The organism is Thaumasiovibrio clandestinus (assembly GCF_047250365.1).
GTDB lineage: Bacteria > Pseudomonadota > Gammaproteobacteria > Enterobacterales > Vibrionaceae > Thaumasiovibrio.
Genome location: NZ_JBLBVL010000003.1, coordinates 114,101 through 129,844 on the forward strand (window position 1 = coordinate 114,101; position 15,744 = coordinate 129,844).

17 protein-coding genes are annotated in these 15,744 nt (G+C 46.9%); 3 read left to right on the plus strand and 14 right to left on the minus strand.

Features of this window, described 5'->3' with window-relative positions:
* Positions 1-17: 17 nt before the first annotated feature.
* Together lpxH and ACKLNH_RS06100 are read right to left on the minus strand one after the other, a co-directional pair.
* Positions 18-737 (minus strand): UDP-2,3-diacylglucosamine diphosphatase, encoded by a 720-nt coding sequence (gene lpxH / locus ACKLNH_RS06095; RefSeq protein WP_413111365.1) that lies wholly within the window; start codon positions 735-737, stop codon positions 18-20.
* Between the two features lie 40 nt (positions 738-777).
* The gene (locus ACKLNH_RS06100; RefSeq protein ID WP_413111366.1) at positions 778-1,275 is read right to left on the minus strand and encodes a peptidylprolyl isomerase; all 498 of its coding nucleotides are present in this window, start codon (positions 1,273-1,275) and stop codon (positions 778-780) included.
* Between the two features lie 241 nt (positions 1,276-1,516).
* On the opposite strand from ACKLNH_RS06100, the gene cysS reads away from it, so the two are divergent.
* Positions 1,517-2,896 (plus strand): cysteine--tRNA ligase, encoded by a 1,380-nt coding sequence (cysS, locus tag ACKLNH_RS06105; protein ID WP_413111367.1) that lies wholly within the window; start codon positions 1,517-1,519, stop codon positions 2,894-2,896.
* Between the two features lie 87 nt (positions 2,897-2,983).
* On the opposite strand, the gene gspS2 is transcribed toward cysS, so the two are convergent.
* The 12 genes from gspS2 to aroF form a co-directional block, all read right to left on the minus strand.
* Positions 2,984-3,358: a type II secretion system pilot lipoprotein GspS-beta gene (gspS2, locus tag ACKLNH_RS06110; RefSeq protein ID WP_413111368.1), complete on the minus strand. Its 375-nt coding sequence runs from the start codon at positions 3,356-3,358 to the stop codon at positions 2,984-2,986.
* 1 nt (position 3,359) lies between these two features.
* The gene (locus ACKLNH_RS06115; protein ID WP_413111369.1) at positions 3,360-3,659 is read right to left on the minus strand and encodes a YciI family protein; all 300 of its coding nucleotides are present in this window, start codon (positions 3,657-3,659) and stop codon (positions 3,360-3,362) included.
* 34 nt (positions 3,660-3,693) lie between these two features.
* Positions 3,694-4,083, minus strand: a complete 390-nt coding sequence (gene yciA / locus ACKLNH_RS06120) for an acyl-CoA thioester hydrolase YciA (RefSeq protein ID WP_413111370.1) — start codon at positions 4,081-4,083, stop codon at positions 3,694-3,696.
* Positions 4,084-4,089: 6 nt separating this feature from the next.
* Positions 4,090-4,650, minus strand: coding sequence for a septation protein A (locus tag ACKLNH_RS06125; protein ID WP_413111371.1), 561 nt, complete (start codon positions 4,648-4,650; stop codon positions 4,090-4,092).
* 136 nt (positions 4,651-4,786) lie between these two features.
* Complete coding sequence (locus ACKLNH_RS06130; RefSeq protein ID WP_413111372.1) at positions 4,787-6,016, minus strand: dicarboxylate/amino acid:cation symporter; 1,230 nt, start codon at positions 6,014-6,016, stop codon at positions 4,787-4,789.
* Positions 6,017-6,321: 305 nt separating this feature from the next.
* Positions 6,322-7,128 (minus strand): tryptophan synthase subunit alpha, encoded by an 807-nt coding sequence (gene trpA / locus ACKLNH_RS06135; RefSeq protein WP_413111373.1) that lies wholly within the window; start codon positions 7,126-7,128, stop codon positions 6,322-6,324.
* A complete protein-coding gene (gene trpB / locus ACKLNH_RS06140) occupies positions 7,128-8,318 on the minus strand; it encodes a tryptophan synthase subunit beta (protein ID WP_413111374.1) in 1,191 nt (396 codons plus the stop codon). Before trpB ends, trpA begins: the two co-directional genes overlap by 1 nt.
* Before the next feature lie 10 nt (positions 8,319-8,328).
* The gene (gene trpCF, locus ACKLNH_RS06145; RefSeq protein ID WP_413111375.1) at positions 8,329-9,690 is read right to left on the minus strand and encodes a bifunctional indole-3-glycerol-phosphate synthase TrpC/phosphoribosylanthranilate isomerase TrpF; all 1,362 of its coding nucleotides are present in this window, start codon (positions 9,688-9,690) and stop codon (positions 8,329-8,331) included.
* Positions 9,691-9,692: 2 nt separating this feature from the next.
* Complete coding sequence (trpD, locus tag ACKLNH_RS06150; protein WP_413111376.1) at positions 9,693-10,697, minus strand: anthranilate phosphoribosyltransferase; 1,005 nt, start codon at positions 10,695-10,697, stop codon at positions 9,693-9,695.
* A gap of 14 nt (positions 10,698-10,711) precedes the next feature.
* Complete coding sequence (locus ACKLNH_RS06155) at positions 10,712-11,317, minus strand: aminodeoxychorismate/anthranilate synthase component II (RefSeq protein ID WP_413111377.1); 606 nt, start codon at positions 11,315-11,317, stop codon at positions 10,712-10,714.
* Positions 11,317-12,885 carry an anthranilate synthase component 1 gene (locus tag ACKLNH_RS06160; RefSeq protein ID WP_413111378.1) on the minus strand — a complete coding sequence of 523 codons (1,569 nt, stop codon included), beginning with the start codon at positions 12,883-12,885 and terminating at the stop codon, positions 11,317-11,319. The genes ACKLNH_RS06155 and ACKLNH_RS06160 overlap by 1 nt, the downstream gene beginning before the upstream one ends.
* Complete coding sequence (gene aroF, locus ACKLNH_RS06165) at positions 12,882-13,895, minus strand: 3-deoxy-7-phosphoheptulonate synthase (RefSeq protein ID WP_413111379.1); 1,014 nt, start codon at positions 13,893-13,895, stop codon at positions 12,882-12,884. The genes ACKLNH_RS06160 and aroF overlap by 4 nt, the downstream gene beginning before the upstream one ends.
* 241 nt (positions 13,896-14,136) lie before the next feature.
* On the opposite strand from aroF, the gene rnm reads away from it, so the two are divergent.
* Positions 14,137-15,003: an RNase RNM gene (gene rnm, locus ACKLNH_RS06170; RefSeq protein WP_413111380.1), complete on the plus strand. Its 867-nt coding sequence runs from the start codon at positions 14,137-14,139 to the stop codon at positions 15,001-15,003.
* Between the two features lie 9 nt (positions 15,004-15,012).
* Positions 15,013-15,633, plus strand: coding sequence for an L-threonylcarbamoyladenylate synthase (locus tag ACKLNH_RS06175; protein ID WP_413111381.1), 621 nt, complete (start codon positions 15,013-15,015; stop codon positions 15,631-15,633).
* The last annotated feature ends 111 nt before the right edge of the window (positions 15,634-15,744 follow it).

The following is a 15,744-nucleotide window of genomic DNA, read 5'->3' on the forward strand; positions in this document are numbered from 1 at the left end:
TGCAGATAAAGGCGTTGTTATGAAAAGTGACGAGTCAGCAGTTCACACTGCCCGTCTCGGTTGCAACGCAATATCGATCCTTGATCGTACCAGTCTCCAAGTACAATGCGCTCTCCGGCCGAATGCTGATGGGTGTTCGGTTGGTGAGTATGACCGTGGATGATTCGAGTGACATTGTGGCGTGTAAACTGCTGTTCAGTGTCAGCGAGCGCCACGTTCAGTACCTTTCCTGACTTTTGCTGGTTTGATTGGGCGCTTTGTGAGCGAATTTTCTGGCCGATATTAACTCGCCATTTCAACGGTAAGGCCAAGAATAGGGTTTGTAGCCAGCGCATATGCACACGCTTACGAAACTTTTGATACTCTTTATCGTCGGTACACAAGGTATCACCATGCAGCAACAGCGTTGGTTGTCCGTAAAGGTCGATAACAGTATGTTCATCTAGCAATTGTACGCCAGTTTCGCGGCTGAACTGATGCCCGATTAAAAAATCACGGTTGCCATGGATGAAAAAGCATGGGATTCCGACGCTAGTTAGGCGCCGAAGGGCGGACCGAATGGTCTTCAAAAATGGGTTAGATTCATCATCACCAATCCACATTTCAAACAGATCTCCAAGAATGTAGAGCGCATCAGGGCGTTCGTTTTCGAGTTCGTGGAGAAAGTTTAAAAAGCAGTCGGTAATATCTTGGCGGTTTTCGCTAAGATGAAGGTCTGAGATAAAATAGGTGGTCATAGTAAGAAGCAGGCAGGGAAGGCCCTACCTGCAATGTCTCTTAATCTTCGATGGTGACGTTATTGATCAGTACTTCTTCGACTGGAACGTCTTGGTGTACATAACCCCAGTTGCCAGTCGCAACGCTTTTGATCTTGTTTACCACGTCCATGCCTTCAACAACCTCAGCAAAAACACAGTAACCCCAACCTTGTGCATTTTCTGCTTTAAAGTTTAGGAAGTCGTTGTCATTTACGTTAATAAAGAACTGTGAGCTAGCAGAATGCGGTTCCATGGTACGCGCCATTGCTAGGGTACCTACTTTGTTGGTTAAACCGTTGTTCGCTTCATTTTTGATCGGCGCGCGGGTCTCTTTTTCTGTCATGCCAGACGCCATGCCGCCGCCTTGGATCATAAAACCATCAATAACACGGTGGAATAGCGTGCCATTGTAGAACCCATCACGGCAGTATTGCAGGAAGTTTGCACATGTTTCTGGTGCTTTTTCACTGTTAAGTTGAATTTTGATATCGCCAAATGTGGTGTGCAACGTGACCATAGAGTTTTCCTTTAAAGATGTCATTTACAGTTATCTGTATCAGGTAAATAGTAACCTGTGTTCTGCCAGAATCCAATTAGACAGGCAATTTCATTCACCGAAATTTGCCTAGATGAGCAAAACACCATCAGCTACTAAAAATTCCGTGAGTCTAACGGTGGTTTTTCTTGCGATTCCATAGCAGAACAGGTGTAATGTGGGCTTCATTGTCGTCCCATTAAACATAGAGCCGTGTAAGAACATGTTGAAAATCTATAACACACTGACCCGTCAAAAAGAGGAATTTAAGCCAATCCAAGCCAATAAGGTTGGAATGTATGTGTGTGGGGTGACGATTTATGATCTTTGTCATATTGGTCACGGTCGTACTTTTGTCTCTTTTGATGTGGTTGCACGCTACCTGCGTTACAGTGGCTATGATCTTACGTTTGTGCGTAATATTACCGATATCGACGATAAAATCATTAAGCGTGCCAACGAGAATGGCGAGAGCTGTGACGCATTAACTAACCGCTTGATTGGTGAAATGCATGCCGATTTTGATGCGTTGAATTTGAAGCGCCCCGATATTGAACCTCGAGCAACAGATTACATTGCTGAAATTATCGCGCTGTGTGAACGCTTGATTGAACGTGGCTTTGCCTATGTTGCCGATAACGGTGATGTGATGTTCGAGGTCAGCAAGTTTGAAGATTATGGTCGGTTGTCTAAACAAGACTTAGAGCAACTTCAAGCCGGTGCACGCGTAGATATTGAAACAGCTAAGCGCAGCCCATTAGACTTTGTGTTGTGGAAGATGTCGAAGCCTGGAGAACCCACGTGGGAATCACCGTGGGGTGCGGGACGACCTGGTTGGCATATTGAGTGTTCAGCGATGAACTCAGCCATTCTTGGTGATCATTTTGATATCCATGGTGGTGGGTCTGATCTTCAATTCCCGCACCATGAAAATGAGATTGCCCAATCTTGCTGTGCAACCGGCTCTCAGTATGTGAATACTTGGATGCACAGTGGCATGGTGATGATTGATCGCGAAAAGATGTCAAAATCACTGGGTAATTTCTTTACCATTCGTGATGTTCTTAAGCATTATGACGCAGAAACGGTGCGCTACTTCTTGATGTCTGGTCACTACCGTAGTCAACTTAATTACAGTGAAGACAACTTGAACCAAGCTCGCTCAGCCTTAGAACGTCTATATACCGCACTACGTGGTTTAGACATGGCTGAAGCGCAAGGTGGGGAAGCGTTTGTGGCGCGATTTAAAGAGGCTATGGATGACGACTTTAATACACCAGAAGCTTATTCAGTACTGTTTGATATGGCGCGTGAAGTGAATCGCCTTAAGGCCGATGATGTTGCCGCTGCGTCCGCGTTAGCAGCGCGTCTGCGTGAATTGGGTGGCGTGCTGGGGCTTCTTGAGCAAGACCCTGCTGCCTTTTTGCAAGGCGATGCAGCTGCAGGTGATGATGTGGCAGAAATTGAAGCGTTAATCCAGCAGCGCTTAGATGCAAGAGCGAGTAAAGACTGGGCCGCTGCCGATGCCGCGCGTGATAAACTAACAGAAATGGGAATTGTGTTAGAAGACGGTGCCCAAGGTACTACATGGCGCCGTAAGTAAACGCGTATTACTTAAGTCTTAAAGGCAAAAACCCATGGTTTGTTTGACCATGGGTTTTTTTATGCGCGGTAATCGCGAATAGCGGCTTTAAAGCCCACAACTACTTGCGTTAATCACTTGTTCGGCGATAGGGCGAGCTCGTACGTCACGGATAGTAAATGCGTAGTGTACGCCTTTATCCAGTACCGCTTTGATGTCAGGGTTTTGACAGTAATCCTTCACGCTGTTACTTAAAAATTGGCTTGGTGTTATTGGACTGCCTCCACCATAGAGTATATCGACCAACACGGTAGTTGATTTTGCATGGGCACGCATAAATTTATACTCACCCACATCGATTGGCATGATGCTATTTAGGTGGTTAGCTCGTAGGTCAGCAAGGGCTATAACTTCTTCGTTCGGGTTGCTGGCGCAGCCAATAAGAAGACTAGAGACAGTAAGAGAGAGTAGAAATTTTTTCATGTTAAGGTAGAACTTTTTTAAATGGTTTAACAATGACTTTGGCATAAACGCCTGCGTCAATATAAGGGTCACTGTCAGCCCAAGCTTGTGCTGCTTGCAGTGATTCAAACTCAGCGATAACCGTTGAGCCAGTAAATCCTGCTTGGCCTGGTTCTTCACTGTCGATGGCTGGGTTAGGCCCAGCCACAAGAAGACGTCCTTCCGTTTTTAATGCTTCCAAGCGGGCTAAATGTTTGTCTCGCACGCTAAGGCGTTTTTCTAAGCTATTGTCGACATCCTGTGAAAAAATAACGTACCACATGATTTCATCCTTATCTTCAGTGTAAGTTTGTTGTTTAGCGCTTTATGGCTCGTGGACGGCCTTCATTGCTAATTGCTACATAATTAAAGGTAGCTTCGCATACTTGGTAGCGTTCGCCAATACCTTCTTCTTTAACAGGTTTAACCCATACTTCCAGCTTGATACTCATGGATGAATTGCCAATGCGTGCACACTCTCCATAACAGCAGACCACATCGCCGACTTTTACAGGGGCCTTGAAGTGAATACCATCAACTGACACGGTGGCTATACGCCCCCCAGAAATTTCTTTTGCAAGAATCCCTCCCGCAAGATCGAGTTGAGACATAATCCAACCACCAAAAATGTCACCATTAGCATTGGTGTCAGCGGGCATAGCCAATGTTCGTAGTAGAAGTTGACCGTGTGGAACCTGTGAATTCATCGTATTTTAACCTTTAGGTATATCGCTATCTTGGGATTCATCGTCTTTAGGCATGTGCCGATACAAAAAGACACCGCTTCCGAGAGTAAATAATAGTGTAAGCCCTAATAACCCAAACACTTTAAAATTTACCCATGTGGCCAGCGAAAAAGTATATGAGACATATAGATTAAGCAGGGCGCAAAAAAGAAAGAACCCAGCCCACGCGAGATTTAATCGTAACCATGCCTTTTCTGCAAGGGAGATCTCTTTATGAAGCATGGCTTTAATGAGCGGTTTTTTCAACCAGTGTGAAACAACAAGTCCGCCAGAGAAAATGAGATAAAGGATGGTGACTTTCCACTTAATAAAACTGTCATCCTTAAATAAGATGGTCATGCCACCAAAGACAATCACTAATACCAAGGTTAAAAGTTGGGACTTTTCGAGGCGATGATTGAGGAACCATAGGATTATCATTTGTAGTCCCGTGGTGACAATTAATGCTCCTGTCGCAATATAGATATCAAACCACTGAAAAAGAACAAAAAAAACGATTAGCGGAATAAAGTCTATTAGCTGTTTCATTGGCGCTCCCTGCGGACGATGGTCGGATTTCTAATTATATTAGAGGCGCTTAGAGAGGATAAATCAAGCTTTGAGGGAATGGTGTGGTGTTAATTCGGGCAAAACGCAGCAGCGTTAGACGCTGCTGCTATTATGATTATGCTTGTTGTGCGTCTTGCGCAGCAACCTCATCTTTGGCGACGATGTTTTCAACGATGACGGCACATGCAGCATCACCGGTGATGTTTAGTGCAGTACGGATCATGTCAAAAATACGGTCTAGAGCAAACAGTAGTGGCAGACCTTCAATTGGAATACCTGCGGATAGCAGTACAGCAACCACTAAGAAAGAAGGACCCGGTACACCCGCTTGACCAACAGCACCAAGAGTCGATGTTAGAACAATCGCCACGTAGGCACTCATGCTCAAATCAATCTGGAACATCTGTGCGAAGAATACGGCAACCAGACCGTAGTAAATCGCATTACCACTCATATTGATTGTTGCACCGAGCGGTAGAACAAATGATGAGGTTGTTTTGCTGATACCAAGGTCTTCTTCACACGTTTTCATTGTTACAGGTAACGTCGACATTGAAGAGGCAGTCGATAGCGCAACAGCTTGTGGTTTCTTCATCGCAGATAGGAATTTGCGCGGTGAAACATTGCCTAGTGCCTTCACGATAGCAGGGTAGAATAGGAAACCGAAGATAGCGATTGCTAAGATGTATACCCAAACTAGGTTAAAGATGATGCTTAGGGCGCTAAAACCAAATGTACCAACGGCTTCTGCCATCAGACCGAAGACACCGAGAGGAGCGATCTTCATGACTTGATTGATCATCCATACCATTGCATCAACGATGCCATTGATACCATTTAGGACAGGGTCACGACGAGCAGGAGCAACTTTAGACAGGGCCAATCCAAAGAATAGGCAGTAAACAAGAATTTGTAGGATATTTGCGCTGTTAAGTGCTTCAAATACGTTGCCAGGGATCATACCAACAATGGTTTCCCAGAACGTTGGTAGGGCGCCCTGCTCGGCGGTAACCGAACCGAACATACCTTCAACACTGGTTAGGTCAACGCCCACTCCAGGTTTGAAAATGTTTCCCATTGCAATCGCTAGGGCAACGGCTGCAGCAGACGTTAGCGCGAAAAATCCCAGTGTCGTTAGGCCAATTTTCCCGGCTGATTGACTATTACCTAAGCCAGCAGCACCAGAAATGATAGCGACAGCGACCAGCGGCACAACCAACATTTTGATCAGATTGATAAAGATGTGTCCAAGTGGGGCAAACATCTCAGCGGATGGACCCATCATTGCACCGACAATGGTACCAATAACCATAGCGATCACGACTTGAACGCCAATGTTATTCATTAAACCTTCTTTTTTTAACACAGTTACTACCTCTTATATCCATGTGTTACAAGCTAGTGAATTAATCTGCTGCTATTCGATCTGGCAAGATTAAATTTCGAGAGGATTGTGGCAGCGTTGGTGTGATGATGCAAACAAGAAAATGAGAAAGTTGTTACTGAGTCACGCTTGAGGTGTTATTTATTGAGGTTGATCACGAAAGAATAGCGTTAAGGAATTCTTTTCAATCTAAACATAGCCTGAATGAATGTTGCTAACGGGTAATTAAGCCAGACAAATATGCCTCATTTGTCTGGCTGTGTGGTTTAATGTTGCGTCGCGGCTTTCATTTTTGTTACGAAAGCGTGCAATGAGGTTAGTAATGCTTCTGGTTTATCGACGTTACTTTCGATTATTTTAACAACCGCCGAACCTGATATGACACCCGCTGCGCCAGAGGCAATCGCGGTGCGTACCTGCTCGGGCTCCGCAATACCAAAACCAAGAATGGCTGGCGGTGCATTGTATTGGTTTAGGCTGGTGAGCAAATGATCGATCGGCATGCCGGCCGCTGTTTCTGCGCCAGTTACCCCAGCGCGCGACAGTAAGTAGGTATAGCCGCCGCTTGCTTCAGCGACCCGTTTCAATGTCGCCTTATTGGCATTGGGCGGAGCGATAAAGATAGGATGCACACCATATTTTTGTGCGCTATTACGAAAATCGGCAGAATGTTCAACGGGGACATCCGCTACCAATACAGAGTCCACCCCCGCCTCGGCACACGCGCTGTAGAAGTTATCAAGTCCATTGGCAAATACTAAGTTGGCGTAGATCAGTAACCCTATTGGAATATGTGGGTGTTTGCGACGAATTTGCTCAATGAGTTCAAAGCAGATCGGTGGCGTGGTGCCTGCATTGATTGCACGTATGTTTGCCCCTTGAATGGTTGGGCCATCGGCAAGAGGGTCCGAAAATGGAAAACCTAGCTCTAGCGCATCCGCGCCAGCATCAATCAAGGTGTCGATAATTTGCAGTGAGAGTTCAGGGTTAGGATCACCGATGGTAACGAAAGGAACAAACGCACCTTGATTTTTGGTCGTTAGTTCTGAAAACAGGCTTTGATAGCGATCCATTATTGCGCTCCTTTTTGTTCTAATATGTCGTGGACGGTGAAAATATCTTTGTCACCGCGTCCTGAAAGGTTAACCACCAGCAGTTGTTCTTTTTCTGGTTCGGCATGAATTATCTTTAGTGCATATGCTAATGCGTGTGCAGACTCTAAGGCTGGAATAATGCCTTCGTAACGCGCAAGATCTTGAAAAGCATCCAGTGCCTCATCATCGGTGATGGCACCGTACTCAGCGCGGCCAATCGCATTGAGGTGTGCGTGTTGCGGTCCGACCGAAGGGAAATCCAATCCTGCTGATATGGAGTAAGACTCTTCCACTTGGCCGTGCTCATCTTGCATCAGTGGTGCTTTCATGCCAAAGAAGATCCCAAGTTTTCCGTGTTTGAGCGGTGCACCATGCATATCAGTATCAAGTCCTTTACCTGCGGGCTCAACACCAATAAGTTGCACACTTTTTTCGTCGATAAAGTCTGCAAACATACCGATGGCGTTGGAACCACCGCCGACACAAGCGATAACAGCGTCGGGTAGTCGGCCTTCTCGCTCCAGTATCTGTACTTTGGTTTCTTCACCAATCATGCGTTGAAATTCACGTACAATGGTGGGGAATGGATGAGGGCCTGCTGCGGTACCTAGCAGGTAGTGAGCCGTGTCGTAGTTGGCTGACCAATCACGCATTGCTTCATTACATGCATCTTTCAGTGTGGCGCTACCTGCGTGAACAGGAATGACTTCTGCGCCCATTAGCTTCATACGGAAGACATTTGGACTTTGGCGCTCAACGTCTTTGGCGCCCATATAGACGCGGCATTTAAGATCTAGCAACGCGCAGGCTAAAGCGGTTGCCACCCCATGCTGCCCAGCACCGGTTTCAGCGATGATTTCTTTTTTGCCCATTCGTTTAGCTAGCAGTGCTTGGCCGAGGACTTGGTTGGTTTTGTGTGCACCGCCATGTAATAGGTCTTCACGCTTTAAGTACAGCTTGGTCTTCGTCCCTTTGGTGAGATTGCGACACAGCGTTAATGCAGTAGGTCGTCCAGCATACTCTTTGAGTAATGACGTAAATTCAGCTTGAAAGTCAGGGTCTTCTTGAGCATCAATGAAAGCCTGTTCCAACTGCTCTAAGGCAGGAACAAGGATCTGTGGTACATATTGTCCACCAAAGTCGCCAAAAAACGCGTTTAGTTTGGTCATGTTCTATTCCTTAAAATTGTTTGATGGCAGCAAACGTGGCCGCAAGTTTATCGTTGTCTTTTATACCAGGGGCGCTTTCTACGGCGGAATTAATATCTAAACCGATTGCACCAAGTTGCGCTGCTTGCTTAGCGTTTTCTGGTCCTATGCCACCGGCAAGCATGACATGTTGAAAGTCTTCAATGAGGTGCCAGTCGAAACTTTGCCCTGTGCCTCCAGTTTGCGTACCGATACGGCTATCTAGTAGGTGTCTATCGACGTGATTTAGACGTTGCGGCTCTTGTTGGTCAACACCATAGGCTTTCCATATTTCGCAATTGCTAGCAAGCTGCTGACGTAATAATTGAATATACGCCTCATCTTCATCACCATGCAGTTGAACCGCAGTAAGTTTTAATTGTTTGGCTGTCTCTGCAACGTTGTTAAGTGGTTGGTTTTGGAAAACGCCAACATAACGCAAAGGGGCGGCGGCCATAACCGATTTGGCTTGCGCTGTGGTGATACAGCGTGGTGAGGCAGGCGCAAAAATCAGCCCACCAAAGACCGCGCCAGCTTGATAAGCAGCCAAACTATCCTGTGCTCGTGTTAGACCACAGACTTTGTTTTCACCAAGTAATACGCGACGTACAGCGAGCTCGAGATTATCGTCAGCCATGAGAGAGCTGCCAATCAGAAAACCGTTGGCATATTGACGTAGCTCTTTAATTTGCTGGTGCGTATATATTCCTGATTCGGAGATAATAATCGTGCCTTCGGGCAAACGAGGTGCAAGTGCCTTTGTTCTTGCTAAATCGATGCTGAGGTCACGTAGGTTACGATTGTTAATACCAACAACTTCCGCGCCAAGTTGAATCGCTCGCTCTAACTCCTCTTCAGTACTGACCTCAGTTAAAATCCCCATAGAGAGAGACTTGGCAACCTTGGCTAACTGTTGATAGTCCTCGTCATCCAATACTGACAGCATCAACAAGATGGCATCGGCTTGGTAGTGGCGCGCAAGGTAAACTTGATAAGGGTCAACCATGAAGTCTTTGCACAGTATTGGCTGAGTAACTTGGCGGCGAACTTGCGGTAAAAAATCAAAATTGCCCTGAAAGTACTTTTCGTCCGTGAGTACCGAAATTGCATTGGCATGGTGGCGGTAAACACTGGCAATATAATCTAAATCGAAATCTTCGCGGATCAGCCCTTTCGACGGAGAGGCTTTTTTGCACTCTAAGATGAAGGCACTGTTTGGTGAGCTTAGCGCCTTAAGAAAGTCGCGATCACTGGGTGTCAGGGTTTCAAAAAAGCTATCTAGTGGTTGTTGCGTTTTGCGGGCAGCAATCCATTTGCGTTTGTCTGCGACAATTTTTGCTAATACCGTTTCCATACTTATCCTTTCGCAGCCAGTTTATTGACCAATGAATATGCCTCACCCGATGCCATAATAGCCAGCGCTTTTTGTGTATTGGCTTTAAGGTCTTCATGACCAAACAAGCGCATTAGCATCGCAACATTTACAGCGACCGCCGATTGTTGTGCCATCGTCCCTTTTCCTGTCAGGATTTGCTCGATGATACGGCGGTTCTCTTCGGGCTCACCACCTTTAATCGCGTTAAGTGGGTAGGTCTCTACCCCAAAATCGGCGGGAGTAAGGGTATATTCATGGATCTGACCATCAATAATCTCGGCGACTGTTGTCTCGCCATGAATAGCCACTTCATCTAAACCGCTGCCGTGCACAATTGCCGCTCGCTTCATTCCCATGGCTGCCATTGTTTCAGCAATCGGGCGAACCAGGGCTGCGTCATACACTCCCATCAATTCAATATTTGGACGGGCAGGGTTAATCAATGGACCTAATACATTGAAGATGGTGCGCGTTTTTAGTGCTTGACGAACTGGCATCGCATGACGAACGCCACCATGGTATTGCGGTGCAAACAGGAAGCAAACGCCAAATTCATCTAAGGCTTCACGGGCGGTATCGGCTGGCATGGCTAAGTTGATGCCTAGCTTATCGAGTAGGTCTGACGAGCCAGATTTGCTCGATACACCTCGATTGCCGTGCTTGGCGACTTTCAATCCACACGCTGCTGCTACAAACGCGGCAGTGGTCGAGATGTTGATGGTATGGTGTCCATCTCCTCCCGTACCTACGATGTCGGCAAAATCATAATCTGGTGATGGGAAAGGGGCGGCATTATCTAGCAAAGCTTTCGCTGCACCGGCGATCTCACTGGGCGCTTCGCCTTTGACTTTGAGAGCGGTGAGTACCGAGGCCAATAGCAGTGGGTCGACGTCACCTTTGATGACAGCGTCAAATAATGCTCGGCTTTCCGATTCTGTCAGCGTTTTTTGTTGATAGAGTTTGTCCGTTAGTTGATATAGATCCATGATGTTACCTGTTATTAATCGCTGATTTTAATGTCGGAAGGTGCAGGGCTGTTGACCCAGTTAAGGGTATTAACGAGCAGTTGTGCGCCTTGCGTGGTTAAGATTGATTCTGGGTGGAATTGAAAACCGCAAACGCGATCTTGCTCGTGGGTAATCGCCATCGTTAGTCCTTCGCTGGAAGCGGTGACTTGCAAGCAGTCAGGAATATTTTTAGCCACTAGTGAATGGTAGCGAGCAATGGGCAGTGGATTAGGTAAAGAGCCGAAGACCTCATGCTTATTGTGTGTCATTAAAGAGGACTTACCATGCATGATTTCACCAGCGTTCACAATGGTGCCGCCGTATGCCTCAACTAAGGCCTGATGGCCGAGACAGATCCCGATCATCGGAATCTTGCCTTTAACGCGTTGAATAAGCTCCGGCATACAGCCTGCGTCTGCTGGCGCACCAGGGCCTGGAGAGAGAACCAAAACCGGATTCGTGAGTTCGTTTAAGGCTTGTTCAATTTTCGCTGCGCTGAGACTATTGCGATAAATAGTGACCGGATACCCTAAGGTGCGAAATTGGTCAACTAAGTTATAAGTAAAGGAGTCAAAATTGTCGAGTAACACAATATTCATTATTTTGTCTCCTGATGAGCAGATTGGATTGCTTTTAAGACCGCTTGCGCTTTCGCCCGTGTTTCGTCTGCTTCCGCTTGAGGGTCTGAGTCAAACACAACCCCCGCGCCAGCTTGGACGGTGGCCATGTTGTCTTCGACATACGCAGAGCGGATAACGATGCAGGTATCCATGTCGCCTTGGCCATTCAAATAGCCCACCGCACCGCCGTAGCTACCACGCCGAGCTTGTTCGACATCGCGAATCAGTTGCATGGCGCGAATTTTCGGGGCTCCAGTCAACGTGCCCATATTCATACAGGCTTGATAGGCGTGCAGTGCATCGAGTTCATCACGCAATTGACCGACGACACGAGAGACGAGGTGCATAACGTGGCTATAGCGATCAACTTTTAGCAGGTCAGCAACATAGCGCGTACCCGGTTGACTGATACGGGCCACGTCGTTACGAGCAAGGTCAACCAACATCATATGTTCGGCATTTTCCTTTACATCGTTGCGCAGCTCCAGCTCGATTCGCCCATCTAAATCGAAATTGATGCTACCATCTTGGTTCTTGCCACGTGGTCGAGTGCCAGCGATGGGGTAAATTTCAATTTGGTTTGATGCTTGGCTGTATTTCAGGGCACTTTCCGGCGACGCACCGAACAGGGTAAAGTCTTTGTCATGCATGTAGAACATGTAAGGACTTGGGTTGCCCTCTTTTAGTGCTTGATAGGCAGCCAGTGGTGCTGGACAAGGCAGCGTAAAGCGACGTGAGGGGACAACCTGAAAGATATCCCCATTGATGACATAGTTTTTTAACGCACTAACAGTATTGCAGAAAGTCGCATCATCAATGTTGACGTTGGGTTCCTGGGTTTCGATTGTGGGTGCTGCCGGAATACTCAACGGCTGCAAACAAGACTCTTTAACTTGCTGTAGGCGACGGCTTAGTTCGTAATAGCTCGCCGTGTAGTGCTCTCCACCAAACAGTGTTGCCTGGAGCTTTCCTTTACGACGTTGGTGGTCGATGATCAATAGCGTTTCGGCAAGATAAAATAGGTAATCAGGGCAACGGTTTGTTGACTCAACATCGGGGAGAGGTTCAAACCCTGCAACAAGATCATAAGCAAATAGGCCGCCTAAAAATAGGGCATTTTCAGGATGCGCTTCCAAGTTGAAGCTGCGCTGGACAAGGCGCAATGCATCGAAGGGAGAGCGCTGTTGTAAGCGGCTATCTTCATCGACATCACTGTTCGGTTGTGGACAGGTTAATATTAGCTCGTTGTGTTTTAGCGTTGCACTGATCTCACTAGGGATACAACTGTGCAAATGCGTCAGCACATTACTGCCATTTTCTGAGAGCGCGGTAAAAGTCACTTCGTTGCCCATGCAGCGGATACGAACAGCAGCATCAATTAGCATCAGGCTTTTCAGATCTTGTTTAGAGTCAATCTCAGCCGATTCTAAAAGCAGGTGATACGGGCTTTGACCACAAACGGAATGGTACAGTTGTGTAGGCTCCGCGACATAGGGTACATCGAGATTAAGTAGCTCTAATTCTCCCAATGCTAAAGATGTTTTCATAACGTTTTACCTGCTGCTTCAACAAAGGGACGTAGCTCTTGCATTAATTGCTCGAACATGGGCTCAGTCAGCGCTTGGTGGCCATCGGACAATGCTTCACAAGGGTTGAGATGTGCTTCGACAATAATGCCGTCTGCCCCGACAGCGGCGGCAGCGCGAGACAGTGGGATCACCAGTTCCCTAACACCAGTGCCATGACTAGGGTCAACGATAACAGGCAGGTGACTCTTCTGTTTTAGGTAGGCGACAGCATTAAGGTCGAGTGTATTTCGGGTGGCAGTTTCATAGGTGCGTATCCCGCGTTCGCATAAGATAATATTTGGGTTGCCTGCATCGTAAATGTACTCCGCTGCGAGCAACAACTCCTCAATGGTGGCGGACAGACCGCGTTTTAGCAACACCGGTTTACCGCTTTCGCCGACGGCTTTTAATAGCGCGTAGTTTTGCATATTTCGCGCGCCAATTTGTAAACAGTCTACGTAGTCATGCATGGTGTTAACTTGGCTCACTTCCATGACCTCTGACACTGTTGGTATGTTTAGCTGCTGATTCGCTTGTTGCAATAGTGCTAGCCCCTCAACGCCGAGACCCTGAAAGTCATAAGGGCTGGTGCGAGGTTTAAAAGCCCCTCCTCGTAATGCGATAGCGCCATGCTGCTTGACCATTTTTGCAACAGAAAGTAATTGCTCTTGAGATTCGACAGAACATGGGCCAGCAATCACAGCAAAACTATTGCCGCCAATGGCCGCATTGCCAAAACGAACGACGGTATCGTGCGCCTGAACTTCTCGGCTCACCATTTTATATTTGCTTAAGATTGGTTTGAGCTGTTCAACACAAGGGAATGCATCAAGATGCAATTTTTGCAGGATGCGTTCATCACCTAGGGCGCCTAAAACAATGCGCTCAATGCCGGGCATGTACAGGGGCTTTAAACCGGCTTGTTCAATACGGGACAGGATCTGTTTCGCTTCAATTTCGGTTGCTTCTGGTTTTAGTACGATAATCATATTATTTCCTGTCTCTTGTTGCGTAAATCTCTGATAAAAATAAAAAGCCCGCTAAAAAGCGGGCATGAGGCTCTGTCGTTACAGCAGTCCCTATACCCGATGATCTAAGCGCCACCACCAAGAAGTTGTTTGGATAATGAGAATTTGTTGTAACATGATTAGTACCTTTTAAACAATGGGCATTGGCCTTTAACTGTGTACTAGTAAACTAGTTCGGTAGGTTGATGTCAAGCGATAAATTATGATTTTTGATTTGCATAGCCATACAACAGCATCAGATGGGCGTTTATCACCTGCTGAGCTTGTTCACCGGGCGGTAGAGAAACGGGTTGCGGTGTTAGCCATTACTGACCATGATAGTGTGGCAGGGTTGGCAGAAGCGCATCATGCCGTTAAATCGGCGAAACTACCGCTGACGGTGATTAACGGTATTGAGATATCAACCGTATGGGAAAATAAGGATATTCATATTGTTGGATTGAATATCGACCCTGAGCATGCTGCGATCACGACCTTGGTCGCAGCGCAACGCCATCGGCGTGATGAGCGCGCCGAATTAATGGGTCATCGACTTGAGAAGCAGCGCGTTCCAGGCGCGTTAGAAGGAGCAAGGGCATTAGCGGGTGAAGGGAATACGCTAACGCGATCTCACTTTGCACAATGGTTGGTTGCCAACGGCTATGCTAAATCGGTACAACAAGTTTTTAAACAATACCTTACTAGGAATAATCCAGGCTATGTGCCACCTAATTGGGGGCCGATAGAGGAAGCGGTCAGCGCAATACATGCAGCAGGAGGGCAAGCTGTACTTGCTCATCCAGGGCGTTATGGGTTGACCGCAAAATGGATTAGACGATTAATCATTTACTTTAAACAAGTCGGGGGAGACGCGTTAGAGGTCACGCTACCTCAGCAGTCGCCACAAGATCGCCGTAATTTGGCTGATTGGTCCATTGAGTATGAATTATTGGCATCGCAAGGGTCTGATTTTCACTACCCAGCCCCGTTTACAGAATTAGGGCGAAACCTGTTTGCCCCTGCCGGTGTGACACCGATTTGGGAAGGTTGGGCACTAGAATCTCCACGTACCGAGAGTGCGCAGGATTAAGGAGAAACAATGAGTCAGTTTTTTTATGTTCACCCAGAAAACCCACAGACGCGATTAATCAACCAAGCCGTTGCGATTATTCGTAATGGTGGCGTCGTTATTTATCCCACTGATTCTGGTTATGCTTTGGGTTGCTTGCTTGAAAATAAAGGCGCGATGGAGCGTATCTGTCGTATTCGACGTTTAGGTGATAGTCACAACTTCACCTTGCTGTGCCGTGATTTATCTGAGCTATCTTTTTATGCTCGGGTGGATAATACGGCTTTTCGTTTGCTAAAAAATAATACGCCCGGAGCGTATACGTTTATTTTTAAAGCGACCAAAGAGGTGCCACGACGTTTAATGAACCCTAAGCGGAAAACCATTGGTATTCGTGTACCAAATAATCAAATTGCACTGGATTTGCTCGAGGCGTTGGGTGAACCTTTGATGTCGACAACGTTGATTTTACCGGGGAAAGAGACAGCAGAATCTGACCCTGATGAGATTCGTGATCAGTTAGAACATGCGGTTGATTTAATTATGCATGGTGGGTATTTAGGTGAAGCGCCAACCACCGTGATTGACTTGACCGATGATCAACCTGTGATTGCTCGGGTTGGCGCGGGAGAAACGGCGCCGTTTGAATAGCCAGAGATCCTCTAATCGCGGTGACTAATGCTGGTGTTACCACGGTGTTTGGCGTAAAATCTCAGCCCCCTTTGAGACAGGCTCAAAGGTTGGTGGGGGTTTCGACGCCTG

Coding starts and splice junctions, on each gene's coding strand:
- yciA (WP_413111370.1), bottom strand. CDS start 4,083: ATGAATTCACAGGTTCCACACGGTCAACTTCTACTACGAACATTGGCT.
- ACKLNH_RS06130 (WP_413111372.1), bottom strand. CDS start 6,016: ATGAATAACATTGGCGTTCAAGTCGTGATCGCTATGGTTATTGGTACC.
- ACKLNH_RS06115 (WP_413111369.1), bottom strand. CDS start 3,659: ATGTGGTACGTTATTTTTTCACAGGATGTCGACAATAGCTTAGAAAAA.
- ACKLNH_RS06125 (WP_413111371.1), bottom strand. CDS start 4,650: ATGAAACAGCTAATAGACTTTATTCCGCTAATCGTTTTTTTTGTTCTT.
- trpA (WP_413111373.1), bottom strand. CDS start 7,128: ATGGATCGCTATCAAAGCCTGTTTTCAGAACTAACGACCAAAAATCAA.
- ACKLNH_RS06100 (WP_413111366.1), bottom strand. CDS start 1,275: ATGGTCACGTTGCACACCACATTTGGCGATATCAAAATTCAACTTAAC.
- trpB (WP_413111374.1), bottom strand. CDS start 8,318: ATGACCAAACTAAACGCGTTTTTTGGCGACTTTGGTGGACAATATGTA.
- lpxH (WP_413111365.1), bottom strand. CDS start 737: ATGACCACCTATTTTATCTCAGACCTTCATCTTAGCGAAAACCGCCAA.
- ACKLNH_RS06175 (WP_413111381.1), top strand. CDS start 15,013: ATGAGTCAGTTTTTTTATGTTCACCCAGAAAACCCACAGACGCGATTA.
- rnm (WP_413111380.1), top strand. CDS start 14,137: ATGATTTTTGATTTGCATAGCCATACAACAGCATCAGATGGGCGTTTA.
- cysS (WP_413111367.1), top strand. CDS start 1,517: ATGTTGAAAATCTATAACACACTGACCCGTCAAAAAGAGGAATTTAAG.
- trpD (WP_413111376.1), bottom strand. CDS start 10,697: ATGGATCTATATCAACTAACGGACAAACTCTATCAACAAAAAACGCTG.
- ACKLNH_RS06155 (WP_413111377.1), bottom strand. CDS start 11,317: ATGAATATTGTGTTACTCGACAATTTTGACTCCTTTACTTATAACTTA.
- trpCF (WP_413111375.1), bottom strand. CDS start 9,690: ATGGAAACGGTATTAGCAAAAATTGTCGCAGACAAACGCAAATGGATT.
- gspS2 (WP_413111368.1), bottom strand. CDS start 3,358: ATGAAAAAATTTCTACTCTCTCTTACTGTCTCTAGTCTTCTTATTGGC.
- aroF (WP_413111379.1), bottom strand. CDS start 13,895: ATGATTATCGTACTAAAACCAGAAGCAACCGAAATTGAAGCGAAACAG.
- ACKLNH_RS06160 (WP_413111378.1), bottom strand. CDS start 12,885: ATGAAAACATCTTTAGCATTGGGAGAATTAGAGCTACTTAATCTCGAT.